Origin of the sequence: Paenibacillus sp. JMULE4 (assembly GCF_013337105.1) — a bacterium.
GTDB lineage: Bacteria > Bacillota > Bacilli > Paenibacillales > NBRC-103111 > Paenibacillus_G > Paenibacillus_G naphthalenovorans.
This window is the reverse complement of sequence record NZ_SGWF01000011.1, coordinates 140,344-156,403: the sequence shown is the minus strand read 5'-3', so window position 1 is coordinate 156,403 and position 16,060 is coordinate 140,344. Positions and strand designations below refer to the sequence as shown.

Annotated in this window: 15 protein-coding genes and 1 pseudogene; 2 read left to right on the top strand and 14 right to left on the bottom strand. The window is 48.8% G+C overall.

The annotated features are described in order from the left end of the window. Position 1 precedes the first annotated feature (1 nt). From EXW96_RS06015 to EXW96_RS06005, 3 genes are all read right to left on the bottom strand, one after another. Complete coding sequence (locus EXW96_RS06015; RefSeq protein WP_174350142.1) at positions 2 to 1,084, bottom strand: Ger(x)C family spore germination C-terminal domain-containing protein; 1,083 nt, start codon at positions 1,082 to 1,084, stop codon at positions 2 to 4. A 137-nt stretch (positions 1,085 to 1,221) separates the two neighbouring features. Beyond that, positions 1,222 to 2,214: an MBL fold metallo-hydrolase gene (locus tag EXW96_RS06010; protein WP_137670552.1), complete on the bottom strand. Its 993-nt coding sequence runs from the start codon at positions 2,212 to 2,214 to the stop codon at positions 1,222 to 1,224. Position 2,215: 1 nt separating this feature from the next. After that, the gene (locus EXW96_RS06005) at positions 2,216 to 2,953 is read right to left on the bottom strand and encodes a class I SAM-dependent methyltransferase (protein ID WP_054818991.1); all 738 of its coding nucleotides are present in this window, start codon (positions 2,951 to 2,953) and stop codon (positions 2,216 to 2,218) included. Positions 2,954 to 3,121: 168 nt separating this feature from the next. On the opposite strand from EXW96_RS06005, the gene EXW96_RS06000 reads away from it, so the two are divergent. Further along, entirely contained in the window at positions 3,122 to 4,333 is a 1,212-nt protein-coding gene (locus EXW96_RS06000; RefSeq protein ID WP_174350141.1) for an ROK family protein, read from the top strand. Positions 4,334 to 4,407: 74 nt separating this feature from the next. On the opposite strand, the gene EXW96_RS05995 is transcribed toward EXW96_RS06000, so the two are convergent. The 6 genes from EXW96_RS05995 to EXW96_RS05970 form a co-directional block, all read right to left on the bottom strand. Then, on the bottom strand, positions 4,408 to 5,580 hold the full coding sequence (locus EXW96_RS05995; RefSeq protein ID WP_074727120.1) for a DNA sulfur modification protein DndB: 1,173 nt from the start codon (positions 5,578 to 5,580) through the stop codon (positions 4,408 to 4,410). Continuing rightward, positions 5,580 to 6,755, bottom strand: coding sequence for a DNA sulfur modification protein DndB (locus tag EXW96_RS05990; RefSeq protein ID WP_174350140.1), 1,176 nt, complete (start codon positions 6,753 to 6,755; stop codon positions 5,580 to 5,582). The genes EXW96_RS05995 and EXW96_RS05990 overlap by 1 nt, the downstream gene beginning before the upstream one ends. A 370-nt stretch (positions 6,756 to 7,125) precedes the next feature. Beyond that, positions 7,126 to 7,995, bottom strand: coding sequence for a YitT family protein (locus EXW96_RS05985; RefSeq protein ID WP_174350139.1), 870 nt, complete (start codon positions 7,993 to 7,995; stop codon positions 7,126 to 7,128). After that, complete coding sequence (locus EXW96_RS05980) at positions 7,992 to 9,227, bottom strand: cation:proton antiporter (protein WP_062409283.1); 1,236 nt, start codon at positions 9,225 to 9,227, stop codon at positions 7,992 to 7,994. The genes EXW96_RS05985 and EXW96_RS05980 overlap by 4 nt, the downstream gene beginning before the upstream one ends. Before the next feature lie 2 nt (positions 9,228 to 9,229). Further along, complete coding sequence (locus EXW96_RS05975; RefSeq protein WP_062409284.1) at positions 9,230 to 9,727, bottom strand: cation:proton antiporter regulatory subunit; 498 nt, start codon at positions 9,725 to 9,727, stop codon at positions 9,230 to 9,232. Between the two features lie 74 nt (positions 9,728 to 9,801). Continuing rightward, positions 9,802 to 10,140 carry a hypothetical protein gene (locus EXW96_RS05970; RefSeq protein WP_174350138.1) on the bottom strand — a complete coding sequence of 113 codons (339 nt, stop codon included), beginning with the start codon at positions 10,138 to 10,140 and terminating at the stop codon, positions 9,802 to 9,804. Between the two features lie 191 nt (positions 10,141 to 10,331). On the opposite strand from EXW96_RS05970, the gene EXW96_RS05965 reads away from it, so the two are divergent. Then, a complete protein-coding gene (locus tag EXW96_RS05965) occupies positions 10,332 to 10,961 on the top strand; it encodes a C40 family peptidase (RefSeq protein ID WP_174350137.1) in 630 nt (209 codons plus the stop codon). Between the two features lie 33 nt (positions 10,962 to 10,994). Here EXW96_RS05965 and EXW96_RS05960 read toward each other — a convergent pair whose 3' ends face one another. The 5 genes and pseudogenes from EXW96_RS05960 to EXW96_RS05945 all read right to left on the bottom strand — a co-directional run bounded on the left by EXW96_RS05960 (position 10,995) and on the right by EXW96_RS05945 (position 15,950). Then, on the bottom strand, positions 10,995 to 11,762 hold the full coding sequence (locus EXW96_RS05960) for a divergent polysaccharide deacetylase family protein (RefSeq protein ID WP_235594135.1): 768 nt from the start codon (positions 11,760 to 11,762) through the stop codon (positions 10,995 to 10,997). 172 nt (positions 11,763 to 11,934) lie between these two features. Next, positions 11,935 to 13,620, bottom strand: a complete 1,686-nt coding sequence (locus EXW96_RS05955; RefSeq protein ID WP_174350136.1) for a methyl-accepting chemotaxis protein — start codon at positions 13,618 to 13,620, stop codon at positions 11,935 to 11,937. A gap of 309 nt (positions 13,621 to 13,929) precedes the next feature. After that, positions 13,930 to 14,022: pseudogene (locus tag EXW96_RS27325) on the bottom strand (LuxR C-terminal-related transcriptional regulator); the annotation flags it as partial. 16 nt (positions 14,023 to 14,038) lie between these two features. Next, entirely contained in the window at positions 14,039 to 15,697 is a 1,659-nt protein-coding gene (locus EXW96_RS05950; RefSeq protein ID WP_054818983.1) for a recombinase family protein, read from the bottom strand. A gap of 85 nt (positions 15,698 to 15,782) precedes the next feature. Beyond that, positions 15,783 to 15,950 carry a hypothetical protein gene (locus EXW96_RS05945; protein WP_160327386.1) on the bottom strand — a complete coding sequence of 56 codons (168 nt, stop codon included), beginning with the start codon at positions 15,948 to 15,950 and terminating at the stop codon, positions 15,783 to 15,785. Between the last annotated feature and the right edge of the window lie 110 nt (positions 15,951 to 16,060).

The following is a 16,060-nucleotide window of genomic DNA, read 5'->3' as shown; positions in this document are numbered from 1 at the left end:
TTTACGTACCTCCATGTAAATTGACGTCAACGTCCAATTTGATTTCCGCCCGAGACAGCGCTTCTCTCCATCGTTCTTGCGTCCATAAGCCGCTGTACTGCTTACGGACGGCTTCCCCCAGACGCAGCGGGTCGGTCCGAAGCTCCTGCAGAGAACGGATAAGCTCCGCCCCCTGCTGCTTCAGCCTTTCTTTCCACTGCCCGGCGGTTGACCGTCCGTCCGAAAGCGCCGATACCGTCAAAACCACCCTCAGCTTCGGCTGCTTTAAATCGCCATTGGCGGCTATATCCGCCCTGCAGGAAACCTGCCGAAGCGTTGTGGATCTGCCGGCGGCGGATTCTGCCTGATCCGTCCCCGGCCAAACAAGCCGAGGCAGATCGCTGCCCCGCAAGCAGGAAAGCAGTTCGCTTTGACCGGCGGAAAGCACGGTGACAAGCTTTTGATTTTTAAACAGCAGGGCCTGAGGAGTTGTCTTCCGGCTGCCCTCGCCCGACCGGGATAACGCCTCCGCAGGCAGATAAGGCAGGACAAGGTCGTCGCCATACCGGGAATCATAGGCGCCCAGCGTGTCTAAGGCCCAGCCGCTTTGGCCGAGCAGCGCCATACCGCCTTCCGCTCCGCCGGGGCTGCGCACCCATCGCTCGGCCGAGCCTTCCACAACGGCAAGCAAGGGCTTGCGTCCTTGCCTCACACCAAGCCGCTGCAGCTGCTTGGCCCAGGATGCCGGGAAGCCGTGAGTACGCACCCAGGCTTCACCGACGGCAATAAATTGCGGAGACGCTTTTTGCTCCCACTGCCAAGCTGCGTCCGCGAAGGTGGCAAAGGATTGCGAGCGCGGCTCCGCCGCCGCATAAGTCTGCAGCTTCCCGCCCGCCAAGCGGGTGAAGTGCTCCGAAGTCGTTACGCGCAGTCCTCCCGAACCATCGTCAACTCCGGCCATCGTCAGCCGCGCCCCTTCGTACGGAAGCGGCCTCATCGATTCGTTATCAGATGCCCTGCAGCCGGTTGCCGCAACAAGGCATGCGATGACCGGAAGCAGCAGCCGGAGCGGTGCGCCTTTCGGCGGCATGCCGTCTTTTGTCATTGAGCCTTCCCCTTCCTTTGCGCATGGCAGAGAGCAAGAGCTCTGCATTTCTTACTGGTCTCATATTTCCCATTTTGCAGTAAAATATGCAGAAAGCACCGGATCTCGCTTATCGCGCCGGAACAGGCACGCTCGGCTTATTGCTGCTCATAGCGGATGATGCCGTCCCGCTCTGTACACCGCGCCGCCCCTTGTTCGCGCAGCCAGATCAGGTGCGCCACCGTCTCCGACAGAGCGAACCGGAGCTGGTGCGTGCTCAGCTTCTCTCCGAAGGCGGCGCGGCATACGTCATAAGCCGTACGCGGCTGCGTCAGGAGAACACGCATTGATTCAAGCCTCTGACGGTGATGAGCGATCAGTTCCTTCGCCCGCTGCTGCAAATGAGCGAACGGCTCCCGGTGGCCCGGAAACGCCAGGCGCACCTCGTAGCGGCTGATCAACTCCAAGCTCGCCATATAGCTTGCAAGCGGGTTCTCGTCGATACCGGGCAAATAGCTGACATTAGGCGAAATTTGCGGCAGCACATGGTCGCCGCAAAACATCGTTGCCGTCTCCGCACGATAAAAGATCAGGTGCCCGGAAGCATGCCCCGGCGTATGTATAGGCTCGTAGTCGTCCTTGCCCAGCCTTACTTTTTGCGCTTCATCAATAATGGTGACTTGCGGCTGCGGCAATACGGCCTGTACGAAGCTGTCCATATTCTCCCGCACCGCCTTCTCCAGCTCCGCGGGCAGCCCGTTGGTTCGAAACAGCGCCATCAGCTTTTCCGTCATAGGCTGATCCTCGCCCCACAGGAGACGGGTTTGCTCCCAGGCCGTCTGCGACATCAAGACGGGAGCGCCTCCCGAGCGTTCCTGAAACCATCCTGCCAGGCCATAATGGTCGGGATGATGATGAGTGAGCACGATTCGCTCGATGTGGTCAAAACGAATCCCCCGTTCGGCGAGCACCGACTCCCACAGCAATTCGGCCGCTTCCGTCCGGAGGCCCGGATCGATCAATGTCCAGCCGCCGGGCCCGGGCAGCAGATAGCTGTTGACAAAGCGCAAAGGAAACGGAAGCGGAACTTTCACCTGCAGAACATCGCCGTGCTCCGTAACCGTAGTGGATAACGACAATCGACTTGACATCCTACGCTTCCCTCCTGCCTACAAAAATCATCCGTTGGGAGTCATCGGGCTCATATGGAGAAGCATCGTAGCCGCCGTACACGGCATCTGCAGCCAATCCCGCCCTGCTCAGCATCTGAAGAAAGGTTTCCCGATCAATTAGCCTCACCTGCTCATCATAAACCCGTTCTTCCCGGTTCTTTTCATCCTGCAGCACAATCGTTTTCCGGACGAACCCATCCTCGATCCGACGCCGTTCGTCGATGGTAATCCCGCCTTCCGTACGCACCGAATGCGGGACGAGGTGAGCGGCCACATAAGACGGATTCAAATAGTCGATAATGAAACGTCCTTCCGGTTTAAGCAGTCTTTGAATTTCCCTTAATACCCTTTCATTGTCAGAAGGCTCGGTAAAATAACCGAAGGACGTAAACAAATTAACAACCGCATCAAACTGCTCCGTCAAAGGCACGCTGCGCATATCTCCTTGAATCCATCGCACTTCACCCTTCCTGTCCAGCTTCTTCGCCTCTGCCAAAAGCACCTCAGAAAGGTCGACTCCCGTGACCTGAAAGCCAAAGTCATGAAGCGCCATCGAATGGCGGCCCATTCCACAGCATAAATCAAGCACTCTCGCTCCTTCCGGCAGCTCCAGCCAGTCCATCATCCGATGAACCTCTTCATAAGCCCCTTGTAAATCACGATGTTTATATACCAACAAATAATCTTGTCCAAAGCTCTTTTCAAACCACTCCGCCATCTCTCCATCGTCCCTTCCCGCATATCTCATACAGCCGATTGAATATTACAAACTACACCCTATTTTACCAGAACACGGCCGCAAAAATCACGTTATTGTTTCCGACCCGTCACGAGTATAGTATAATTATATTTTAATCAGCAATGATTCTGGCATCGGAGGAAGATCATGGAACATGATAGCCTGGAACGAAGAATTTCCGGCCGGAAAGCAAAAGATATTTTTGAACAAATACGAAAAGTGGGAACCGTATCCAAAATCGACCTCCTCGATAAGAGCGGCCTGACCGGCAGCACCCTGACCCGAACCCTTGAAGAGCTAACGGCGCAAGGGCTGATCCTGGAGGCGGGCTTTGGAGAATCGTCAGGCGGCAGAAGGCCGATTCTATACACCATTAATCCCAACTATGCCTATGTGTTCGGACTGGATATATCCAGAATGTACTCCAAGCTGATGCTCTTCGACCTGCAAATGAACAAGCTGGAGTCGAAAACCTGGGTGATGACCGAGAGCCTTAGTCCGGATGTACTGTTTGATGAGATTGTCTTGACGGCGCAGAAGATGATGTCCGGGCGCGGCATTTCCTCAAATAAAGTGCTTGGCATGGGTGTCGGGGCGGTAGGACCGGTCGATCGAGCCTCGGGCACCATCCTGGAACCCTTATATTTCCCTTCTGAGGGCTGGAACCAGGTGCACGTGACCGACGTTCTGGGGCAGAGGCTCGGGTTTCCCGTTCTCCTCGACAACGGGGCCAATACCGCCCTGATCGGAGAGTCCTGGTCCGACCGCGGGCGGGATTATCGGCATCTGCTGTATATTCATGTCGGCGTCGGCCTGCGCTCGGCCATGATGACGAACGGGCAGGTCGTTTACGGGGCAGTGGACATGGAAGGAGCCGTCGGGCAGATGATTATTCAAACCGACGGGACCCGGCTGTGGGATGAAGGCAATTTCGGCGCCTGGGAATCGTACGCCTCCATTCATGCGCTGGAGCGGCAGGCTCAGCGCCGGCTTAAGCAGGGGCGTGACAGCCTATTGCTCCGTATGGAGCCGGATCCGGAGAAAATCACGTTTGCTCATCTGGGACAGGCTTTGCGCGAGAATGATCCTCTAACCGTCGAATTGTTCACTCAGGCCGCCACTTATTTTGGCATCGGATTATCCAATTTGCTCAATATTCTGCATCCCGAGAAAGTCATTCTCGGCGGTGCTTTGATCGGCAGCCATCCCGGTTTTTTCCATACCGCCACTCGCGTCGCCATCCAAAGAACCTACTACTATCCGAAGTACCAGGTCGTGTTCAGCCAGGGCTCCTTGGGGGAAGATGCGCTTGCCACCGGTGCGGCAATTATGGTCATCAACAAACTGACCGGCGTTTAAGTTTACATCGCTCCGGAAACCAAAAAAGCTCCACAGAAACCTATGGGTCGCCGTGGAGCTTTTCTCATTTTCGATTATGCTGATGCTTCATCTTCATTGACCGGGTCGCCATGCATCTCCTGGAACAATTCAACCAGTTTGGCGTGTTTGCGCAGCGATTTCTCATGAATGAGGTTCAGCTTCCCATTGTCAAGCAGCCCGAAACGTTCGATCAGCTGCTCGTTTTCATGGGTCCAGTCGAAGCCTTCAAAAATGTTCAAACAGGTCGTCCAGTTTTTCACATATTTGCCGTCCGCAAACAAATAACGGTTCGCATAAAGCGCGATACTCTCCTGCATGGCACGCGAAGACGAACTGTACTGAGGCAGACCAGGCTGTTCCGGCATCAACGGAATGAGCGTGGTAAAGAACTGGTGCAAAATCTCGATATACGTGGAAGGATCCTGCTTGATCTTACGCGCCAGCTCATAAGACGGCTGCATCTTCCCGGTAAACAACATGGTGGCCGTAGAATACAACCAGCTGAACGAAGTGAAATTTTTGTTGTATGCGGTCAGGTTGGCCCTGCGTTCCACGCCCGCGCCCTTCAAGAACACGTTATGATCCACTACCTGCTGAATAACAACGTTGAGCGGGTCGATGGAGTCGAACGAATGGCCGAGCTCCTTGCTTACCAGCTGCACCTTGGAGTTAATGTCTCCAAACAGCTGCTTTTCTTCTTCTTCGCTAAGGCCGATATAAATCTGAACCGCCAGCTCGCTTTCCATAAGCTCCAGACGGCGGCGCTCCAACTGCTCTACCTGCCCTTCAAGCTGTTCCAGCTCGGCGGCAATTTCCGCATTGTCCGGCGTCTTGCGATGCTTGATCTTCAAAGCGGCAACCTTCTTTTCCAGGCTGCGGGCTTCTTTGAGCATTTGCTCGCCTACATACCCCAGCGCAAGAATACGGTGCTGTCCGTCGAGTATGCTCAGCTTGGAACCCGGGCGCAGAAACAAACCGTTATCCGCCTTAGCCAAGCTGCTGACATCCCGCAGGCTGAGCGTAACCGGGCCAAAAAACACGCGGTCAAGATCGCGTTCTTGCAAATAGTTCGCAATTTTGCGGCGCTGACCGGCGCTCAGCTTCCTCTGCACCATCGGGTCGATCGTTGTATAGTTCAACAAATCCTGTACTTGAATGGCTACCGTTGCAAGTCCAAAACGATCGCAAAACGGATGGATCGTCATTTGTAGGTTTAAGCCGTCCATTAGCCAACGTCCTCCTTAGTGTTATCCGTTTGGAAAACTTGTTCAGCAAGCGAGTCTTCACGAATCAGGAACATATGGTGCTCCTGATAAAAATCTTTAATATATTGGTATGCTTTCATAATGCGGGAGCGTCTGGGCAAACGGTCTTTCTCATCCCCAGTGTAAATGGCATCCCAATCGATGTGAGGCAAAATTTTAAGCGCATAGTCAAGCGCATATTTGTTAAACGTGCCGGTTTTGGTCACTTCATCATGGAAGAACATGGACAGAGCGATTTGCAGGTTCTCCGACCAGCACAATTCGCCTTTTTCCGGCGCAGGCAAATACTTCAGCAGGCTCTCAAAGTAATGGACGGCCAGCTTCATGTGCTCCTCCACCTGTTGATCCTCGAAGTAATACCCGTTGTTCCGGGCGGCTGACTTCAAACGCCCTTCAAACAAACCAATCATTATCTCGATCAGCAGGTGATAAGAGAACAGGTACTCCGGCCCTTTGCCCCGCTCGGTAAACATATCGACCGGAATTTGTTTCATCACCTCTGTTTCCAGTGCCAGACGGGAAGCAAGGACATGATAAAATCTGCGCTGCTCTCTCAAAACCGCCAAATTCCCGCCGATCTTGCGCGGGAGCTTATTGATATCCGAGAACAGCTGGCGCTCTTGACGCGCATTGATATCAAGATAAATCATCGTGGACATCGGGAACGTGTACAGCTTGCTCAGCTTCGCCGAAATCTCCTCCATACGATCGTACTCTCTGCGGTCTTTGGCCCGCGCCATAGCGCTTTGCAGCGTTTCCATCAAACGCCGGAATGCCGCCAAGCGATGCTGCCCGTCGACCACGTACAGTTTCTCGATGGCTTGAAGTCTGTATAAGCGTGAATCCGGATCATATTCACCGGCACCGCGGGCAGACAAAATAATCCCCGGAAAATAAATCCCTTGTCCGTGATCCAGATAGAGCATGATATAGTCCATCATTTTGGACAAGTTTTGCGGGACGATGGAGCGCTGAACCTCCAAATCCACTTCATAGATGGCGAAAAGCTTGCTCATGGGCAATGTTGTAGAAAGCGTCGTTTGGCCGAATGTTCTGGAGATGACCCCTGGAATTTCTATATACGACGACGCCTTCTGCTCTGCCAGCAATTCCGACAGAGATGTGATGTTATCCATATCCGTTTCCTCCTTGGATACCTTGCAGTCAGGCATATAAGTATATTTTACTATAATAGGTTGATATAATTCCATTATACACCGAAAAGGCCCAAAACATTCAGGTTTCCGGCAGATTACGCAGGTTTTTCACAAAAAAAACCATTTGACAACAGAAAACCCTTGGAAAAAGCGCGATCCGCGCCTTTCAACGGTCTCAGCCCGGTACTGCAAAGTTATAGTTAGGCATATAAAATTAATCGTATATTCTTTTCAAAGGGTTGTCAATTCATACGGCCTGAAAGTCATGGCTGCTTTTTGATAAAAATATGAACGTTTTCAAAAAGAAATAAATGACAAAGAGGCATCCCATGAGGGTGCCTCTTTGTCGCTATCGCCGCGTATATTCCGCCGCTTCCGATGGTTTGATCGGAGTGAAAATCACGGAGACCTCAGGGTCCGCGCTCGACAGAACCGGCTGGATCCGGGTCATAAGTTCACGCGGTATGATGAGAAACAGTTCATTCGGGGATGTGTTGGAATAAGCCGGTGAAGATACCCATACCGCTTGATCGCCGTATGCCTCGGACACCTTTTCTTTCACGGCGGATGCATGATTGGTCCTGATCCACACCATCATCAGATCAAAATGGTTCCTTAGCATGAACTGCAGCGAGCAGTAAGCCAGGAAATAAGAAATAATGGAGTACAAAGCTTGTTCCCAACCAAAGAGGAACCCGGCCAAAGCCAGAATGCCGATATGAATCAGAGTCACGAGCTCAGCGGTGGAAAGCCTCGTTTTTTTCCTTAACCATACTGCCGTTTCCCTTACTCCGTCCGTGTGCGCACCATATTTGACCATCATTCCGGTACCGATCCCGAGCATCAGTCCTCCGGCAACCGATGCAGCGAGCGGATGCTCGGTCACCGGCGGTACGGGGTGCAGCAGCATCGTAACGAAAGTAAGCAGCAGCAGGCCGATCCAAGCCATCCAGGCGGAAATGTCCTTTCGCCTCACTCCCGTGAGAAGAACAAACGGAAGGTGAAGCAGAAAAAGAAACAACCCCATATGCATTTCGGTGATATACGCCAGCATGATCGAGAGGCCTTGAACACCGCCAGGCACGATCCAATTGGGTCTCAGAAACAGCTCCAATCCTACGGATACGAGAACGATACCGGCTGCGAACAAGCCATACCGGAGCAGCATGTGCAGGTACGGATGCCTGCCTTTATCTTTCATCTGCATTTTTATTTTCAAGATTCATCGATCTGCCGAGCAGGAGTCTTCTGCTCTTTTTTTGTATTCTCAAGCGGAATAATGCGGTTCAGCATGGTGTAGACCCACTTGGATTCTTTAGTCAGCAGCGGTCCCAGGATCGCCAGAATCAAAACATAGAGCGCAGCAAACGGCTGCAGAATCGCAAGCAATCCGCCCGCTTTGCCGATGTTCGCCATAATGATGGAAAACTCGCCACGTGACACAATCGTAAGCCCGATGTTCGCCGACGCTTTGGATGACAAGCCGGCGTATTTCCCCGCGAGCATGCCTGCAATGAAGTTTCCGATCAATGTAACGACGACGGCCGCCAGAGAGTACCACACGGCTCCGCCTAAAGTAAGCGGATCAATCGACAAGCCGAAACTGAAGAAGAACACGGCTCCGAAGAAATCCCGAAAAGGAAGGATGAGGTGCTCGATCCGCTTCATATGCTCTGTCTCCGCCAGAACCAGCCCGGTCAGCAGCGCGCCGATGGCCTCGGCAACGTGAATTGTTTCACCAATGCCTGCAATCAAAAACAAAGTGCCAAAAATCACAAGCGCGAAGAGTTCATTGGATCGAATATTTAATGCACGGTTTAAGAATGGTACGGCCTTTCGGCCAAGGATGATAAAGAAGAGCATGAATCCCAAAGCCATTAAAGCGGAAAGCAATACGCCGCCAAGCGAGGAAGCGCCGCTTAGGACAAGTCCGGAGAGGATCGAGATATAGACAGCCAGAAATACGTCTTCGAACATGATAATGCCAAGAATCATCTCGGTTTCGGGGTTAGCTGTTCTTTTTAAATCTACCAAAACCTTAGCGACAATGGCACTTGAAGAAATCGTGGTTATCCCTGCAACGACTAATATTTCCTTTACAGGAAGGGCCAGCATCCAGCCGAGCAGAAGGCCCAAAGTAAAGTTAATCGCGATGTATATCGTGCCGCCGACGGCGATGGATTTGCCTGATTTAATCAAACGGCCGACAGAGAATTCCAGTCCCAGATAAAAGAGGAGGAAAAGAACTCCGAGACGGCCCATGAATTCGATCAATGGCGCGCTCTCAATGAAGCGGAAATCGAAAAATCCGATTTTGGGGGCGTGAGGACCTACCGCCATACCGACCAAAATGTAAAACGGGATAACGGAAAAGCGCAGTTTAGCGGATAACAAGCCCGCGATAGCAATGAGTGAAATAGCAAGACCTACCTCCAGAACGATATGATCCATGCTTATTCACTCCCGCTAACCAAAATCTGTTTGAGGAGTTTTAAATGTTTCCGTTCTCCGGCAACAATCAGCATGGAATCGGCTTTAAACACGTAATCCGGACCCGGATTGATTTTCTTGCTGTGATCTTTCTCAACCACCGCAATAATGCTGGTGCCCGTCTTTTGCCTGATTTCCAACTGCCCGATGGACAGGCCGACACATTTGTAGTTCGGCTCGACCTTGTACCATTCAATGGTCAAATCATCCAGTTCCACTTCAATGGTCTCCAGCGCTTTGGGCTTATAATTCATTCCGCCGATGATGCTGCCTATGATGCGTGCTTCGTCGTCGTCGAGAGTTACCATAGAAATGCTGTCATCCGGATCTTCATGTTCAAAATGATAAAGTTCTCTTCTTCCGTCGTCGTGGATAATGATGACCAGTTTGTCTCCTCCACGGGTAATAAGTTGAAATTTGCGGCCGATGCCGGGCAAATCGATTTCTCTGATATTTGGCATAATTCAATGACCTCCTGAAAGCTCACTTTGTATCCGAATCGGTTATTGTAATGTATCGATCAAACATGCAGGCTTCAAAACGCCACAAAATGTGAAGTAAACTTGATCGGGTACAGCAGAACCTTCCTCATCCGCTTAGGAACCGTACAATCAAAACGATTGATCGGCATTCGGAACAACAAGAATTTCAGCAGGTCCCGACAGCAAGCCATAGAAAAAGCTGCGATCAGGTATGTCATCATGACCTGCTGGAAAACCATCGTACCTGAGGAATACGTTGAATGTCCCAAGGATGACGACAACCCTCTGGATATAGGATCGATAGTAATGAAGGGACTGACCGAAGCCACTGCCAGCGCAAGCAGAATGAACAGCAAAAAAAACAACCGTATGCCTTTATTCTTGATACGCATGGTTATCCCTCCCTTAACCCTTATCCATTCATTATATAGAATTTTGCTAATGAAATCCATTATCTCATCCAAACCGTGTGAAAACGCTCATTTGTTTCCTTTTTCCGATTCCAGAATTTACCCCTTTATTCGATTTCTTCATCCTTGATAGAATGGTTAGTGCAACTAGAATAACATACAGGAGGTAACAAATGAAAAAAATGATCGTTTCATCCGTATTGGCCGGAACCTTTTTATTTAGCGGTGTCGCTGCTGCAAACGCTCCCAATCAATACATAGCCACGGACTCTGATACGCTCTGGACCGTTTCGCAAAAGCTGAATATTAAACTGTCCGATCTGATAGCGGCCAACCCTAACCTGGACCCGCAAAACATTTATGCAGGCGTGGTGATCCATCTTCCCCGCTCCACCGCTCAAAAACAGAGCTGGGAAGCCAAAGCCGATGCCGTCATTGCAACGGGGTTGAAACAGCTTGGAACACCGTATGTATTTGGCGGAGATACGCCGTATGTTGCTTTTGACTGTTCGGGATTTGTCCAATATGCCTTTAATCAAAACGGATTCAACCTTCCTCATTCTGCAGCATTGATCAGCCAAATGGGGACGCCTGTAAATAAATCCGATCTTCGCAAAGGCGATCTGGTATTTCTGTACGGAACCTATACCAGCGGAGTTTCTCACGTGGCCATCTATCTTGGGAACAATAAAATACTCCATGCAAGCACCTACGGAGGGACCAAAGAAGTCAAAATCACTCCCCTTTTCGGTACGCCTTATTATGATGCGCATTATTGGGGTGCTCGCCGTTTGATCCACTAGCAGACAACAAGCGGATGACCCTCGGCTTGCTGCTTATAAGGGCGGCTGTTTTTTGACCAGTGCGGATACAGGCAAAAATTGAATTTCCTTCTTTAATTTAGGGATGACATCTCCCAAAACCGCTGCCGTTTTCTTTCGGGTTCCAACATGCCCTATCGCTACGCATTGGTCATGGTCCTTCAAATGCTCCTGAAGCAATGTAATTTGCTTGTAAATATGCTCCCTCGTGTTGATATCATCCAGGAAAATATGGTTTTCAATACAAGGGACTCCGACTTTTGACGCCGTTTTGGAAACAATGCTCCGGTAATTCGTATGGCTGTCCAGAAAATACATCCCTCTTTTTTGGCATTCTTCCAGTATGATGCGAATGATGCGAGCATCGGCCGTCACTTTTGAACCCATGTGATTATTGATGCCGACAGCATGGGGAACATCATCAATCGCGGCGTTAATACGCCGCCTGATTTCCTCTTCGGCGAGGTCGGTCGTAATCGCCCCGGGTCCAAGCCATTTGTCTTTGTTCCCTGACTTGGGCTCCATCGGCATATGGACTATCACTTCATGACCGGCTTGGTGCGCCCATTCCGCATCCCTTTTGGTCGTTGGCAAAAATGGCATAACCGCAACGGTAATCGGAAAAGGCAGGTTCATCATCTCTTTGGTTCCGAACATGTTGTTACCAAAATCGTCAATAACAATAGCAGCCTGTTTGGTCGGAATTGCAATTTCTTGCGCTTCAGCAACCAAGACGGAACCAAGAATCAGCATCACCGCTATACATCCAGTCCAAAATTTCATAACAAACTTCCTTCCCAAGAACATTCATTTACCAAATAATATGTTGATTTTCGGTTTGCAATATGCATGGGAAATGACTTTTTAAGGCAACGCTTAACAAAAAAAGCCCCCGTCTTACGATCCCTCCACTTAGAGGCAGCGTAAAAAGAAAGCTTTTGAGGATTCATAGATATTACACTTTGAATTTGCTTATCATTTCCTGCAGATCTTGAGCCATCTTGCTTAAGGATTCCGCAGAGGCTGATATTTCTTCCATGGAGGCATTTTGTTCTTCTGCTGAAGCAGCCACGTTCTGTGTATTTCCTGCCGATTGTTCAGCGATATGTGCCACGCCTTCCATCATTTCCGCCATACTTTGTGAGCTTGAATTCACTTGTTCTATGATAGCAGATACCTCTTGAGATTCGGCAGCAACTTGTTCGATCGCCTTGACGATGTCTCTGAAAGCTTCACCGCTTTGATGAACCATTTGAATACCCTCAAGTATAACAGTAGCCCCTTCGTCCATCGATTGAACAGCCTTGTCCGCTTCCGCTTGAACCTCGCCGATCAGTTGACGAATTTGACCCGCCGCGTCTCCGGATTGTTCTGCTAATTTTCGTACTTCATCGGCAACTACAGCAAAACCTCTTCCATGTTCCCCGGCCCGCGCAGCTTCTATCGCAGCATTAAGAGCTAACAGGTTGGTTTGATTGGATATTTCGGTAATCAACTGAACAATATGACCGATTTCTTTTGACTTTTCGCCAAGCGCATTCATCACCTCTGCGGTGTGTCCCACTGAGCGCTGCATAACATTCATTTGTTCCATAGCCTGCGTCACCACTTTATTTCCAGCGGAGGCTTTTTCGTTGGCTGTTGTAGTCAGATCAGCAACAGATTGAATGGACAAGGCCGCCTGATTCATCCCTCTTAAAATTTCAGCGGCCGCCTGATTCGCTTCCGCGGCGCTGTGAACCTGTTTTTCAGAGCCAAATGCCACCTCTTGAATGGCAATCGATATTTGCTCCGTAGCTTTGCTGGTCTGTTCAGCACTTTCAAATAAATCGTGTGAAGTGGCACTAACCTGCTTGGCATTATTACTTACCTGACCAATCAATTGCCGGAGGTTCATCTTCATTTGATTGAAGGAGTTTGCCAGATCCGCAATTTCATCGCGGTTTTTCACCTTAATATCGTCCCCGGTAAGAATCCCTGATGAAATTTCCTTTGCACTGGCGGCTATAGTTAAAATAGGTTTTTTGATGATTCGAGTAATATATACCCCTATCAATACGGCCAAAATACAAGCAAAAACACTCAGAAAAAGAACGGTAGTCACAACCGAGTCTACTAACTGACGGTTAGCCGCACTTGCTTCTTCCATCAATTTTGCTTGTTCATTGGCGATTTGGTCTGACATGTCCCTTATTTCTCTAGCTAATGGAAATAAAACTTGGTTTGATTGACGTACAGCTTGTTCGGGATTGCTTCTCACCGAAGCGATTATCGCATCGGATTGCGATTTGAAATCGGCATTCAATATTTGCAGCTTTTGTAATTTAGCCTTGAGTTCTTCACGTTGGACTATTTGGATGGTAGCATTGATCTTCTCGCTCAGATCATTAATAGCGGTTGCTACTATCTCCGATGAACCTTCTTCTTGCATCAACACCCCTCGCATACCGGAAATTTGCCGCGAAGCACTGATTTGCATATCCTTGGCATTGGATAAAATGATGACCCGGCGCTCAACCAAATCGGAATAGGATTCGTCTACCTTCTTGATGTTGTAATACGATATAAAACTAATGATTCCAAAAAGTAAAGAAACACTAAGAAATCCACCCAACATTTTTTTGCCAATCGTAAGCTTCATTCATTACACCTCATGATACATTTGTTTTATTATCTCATGCTTAATAGGTATTTCTTACTATAAATATCTATATAAAGGGTTCTCAAAAATAGTCCTAAATGCGGTTCCTCCTTACTTTCGTCAGGTTTTTCTGCTGGCATATTTTAGAACTTTAGTCCTGTACTAATATATCACATAATGGGTAAGATGTTGAAGGAAAATTTTAAAATTTATATCAAATTTTCTCCCCAAACCAAAAAGCCCTCGTCTCACGATCCTCTATGCAGAGGAACCGCAAAAAGAAGGCTTTGTTAGGGTCAATGAAATTTTTCAGATCTGCAACTCCCCAAGCTTGATCAGCTCGACAACCGCCTGCGAACGTCCCTTTACGTTGAGTTTTTGCATTACATTCGTGATGTGGTTTGAAAGTGGCATCATTTTAGTATGAGTGCTTCCCACCGGCAGCTTCATCCTCCTGAGCAGCAAGATCTTTCCATTGGGGTCCGAATGTTGTCTTAACAGAAATGTTTCCTTTGCGGTCAACGGTAATCCGCTCAATTAATTTCAAAATAATCAACCGGAGTTCTTCAAATTCATCTTCGTCATCGAAATTCAATGTCACCAAATCGTCCAATGAATCCATGACTTCCTCATATAACTCATTCAAGTTGTTTTTCTTTTCATGGTTATTCCTGAGTTCTTCCAGCCTTTTTTCCAATGCAAAGATATCGGCTTCGTATTGCTGTTTCTCAAATTCATATTGCTTTTCGTCCAAAGTCCCCTGCATTTTTTCTTTTCGAAGTTTAAATAATAGCTTGCGTTGATTTTCAAGCTGCTTTTCAGCATATTGGATTTGTTTACCGCTATCGTCATTATTGATGTTCAATAAGTCTTTATATTTTTCAAATAAATCTTCTGCCAAGCTGCTTTGCGCAACATGATCGGAGATGATGTCAAGCAAATCCTTTTTAAACGGATAATAAGGAAGCCAATAATCATTATGGCATCCTGCAGCTCCTTGCCTCCTCCGTTTGGAACAAATCAAGTATCGATATTCTTTGCCTTCGCGATGGGTTTGCCGGCCTTTTGACCGCAGGGTGACCATGGCCGCCCCGCAGTGGGAGCATTGTATGATACCTGCAAACAAATTTTTATTGTTTCGTATTCCGCCACGTTTCCCGCCACCGCGCTGCAGCCGGATCTCTTGAGCCAGTTTGAACAGCTCTGTATCGATGATCGCTTCATGAGTCACAGGATGAATTGCCCGTTCCCATTTTTCTTGATCCCGTTTGACCAGTTTCTTTGTTCTGTCCGAGAGATCCTCCGTATTATTATAAATCAGTTTGGACTCATACTTGCCGAATACGTTAACTCCTGTATAGGCTTCATTTTGTAATATCCGCTGCACGGAAGAAAGCCCCCAAACACCCCCTTTGGGTGAAGCAATTTTCTTCTCCTCGTTCAGATATTTAACGATTTGTTTCTCTCCCATTTTGTGAGCAGTGTATAGTTGAAATATTAATTGGACAATTCCTTTGGTCTGATCGTCCGGTATTAATGTCTTCTTATTATCTATCATCACTTTTTTATATCCATAAGGAGCCACGCTTCCGATAAAATTTCCTTTCAGAGCGGACTGTCTTATTCCCCGACGGGAGCTGAAGCTGATTTGTTCGCTTAATTTCTGATTGACTGCGGATAGGATCTGAAATTTTAACTCGTCCAAGTCGATAAGAGAATCGAATCCTTCATCCAGTGAAATCAATCTGATCCCAAGCGTATCGACCAATATTCGTTTAAGCGATAAGGAATCCAGGGAATCTCTTGAAAAACGCGATAATGAGGCAAAAATGACATTTCGAAATTCCCCTCTTTTCGCATCCAGGATCAGTTGTTGTATGGCAGGGCGATGAACAATAGTCGTACCCGTATCCCTGTCTTCATAGATGAATTGTTCCAAAACTTCCAATTCCATTTGACGCGCTTTTTCCCGGCAAACGGCTTCTTGATGCTCGGGACTGTCTTTTTGGCTTTCCTTCGTCGTACTGACCCTCACGTAAATGGCCGTCTTATTTCCTGTCTCATTCGCAACCCTCATTGCGGAACCTCCAGAATATATCAAACGGATCTCTCGGAGCGAACCGGAAAAGGCCGGTGAATGATACTCCTCTTCCCGTCATCCGCTACACAGCTCGTCTAAACGTCCGGCTTTTTTTTACTCCCCGGCAGACAAAATCTCCCGCGTTTTTCCGGACCGTTTGTTTGGCCAAATCATCAATGATCCGATTCAAATCCGATTCGCCATAAAAAATATTCAAGCGATATGTTTTGGCATCCTGTCGGTTGATCATTTGGAATCTCTCCCTTCGCGCATGACATCATAATGTATTCGTTTCTTAACTTGTACTATGCATGTAAAATAGCGACGAAAAGGGCAGGAGGAAAATCCCCCTGCCCCTTG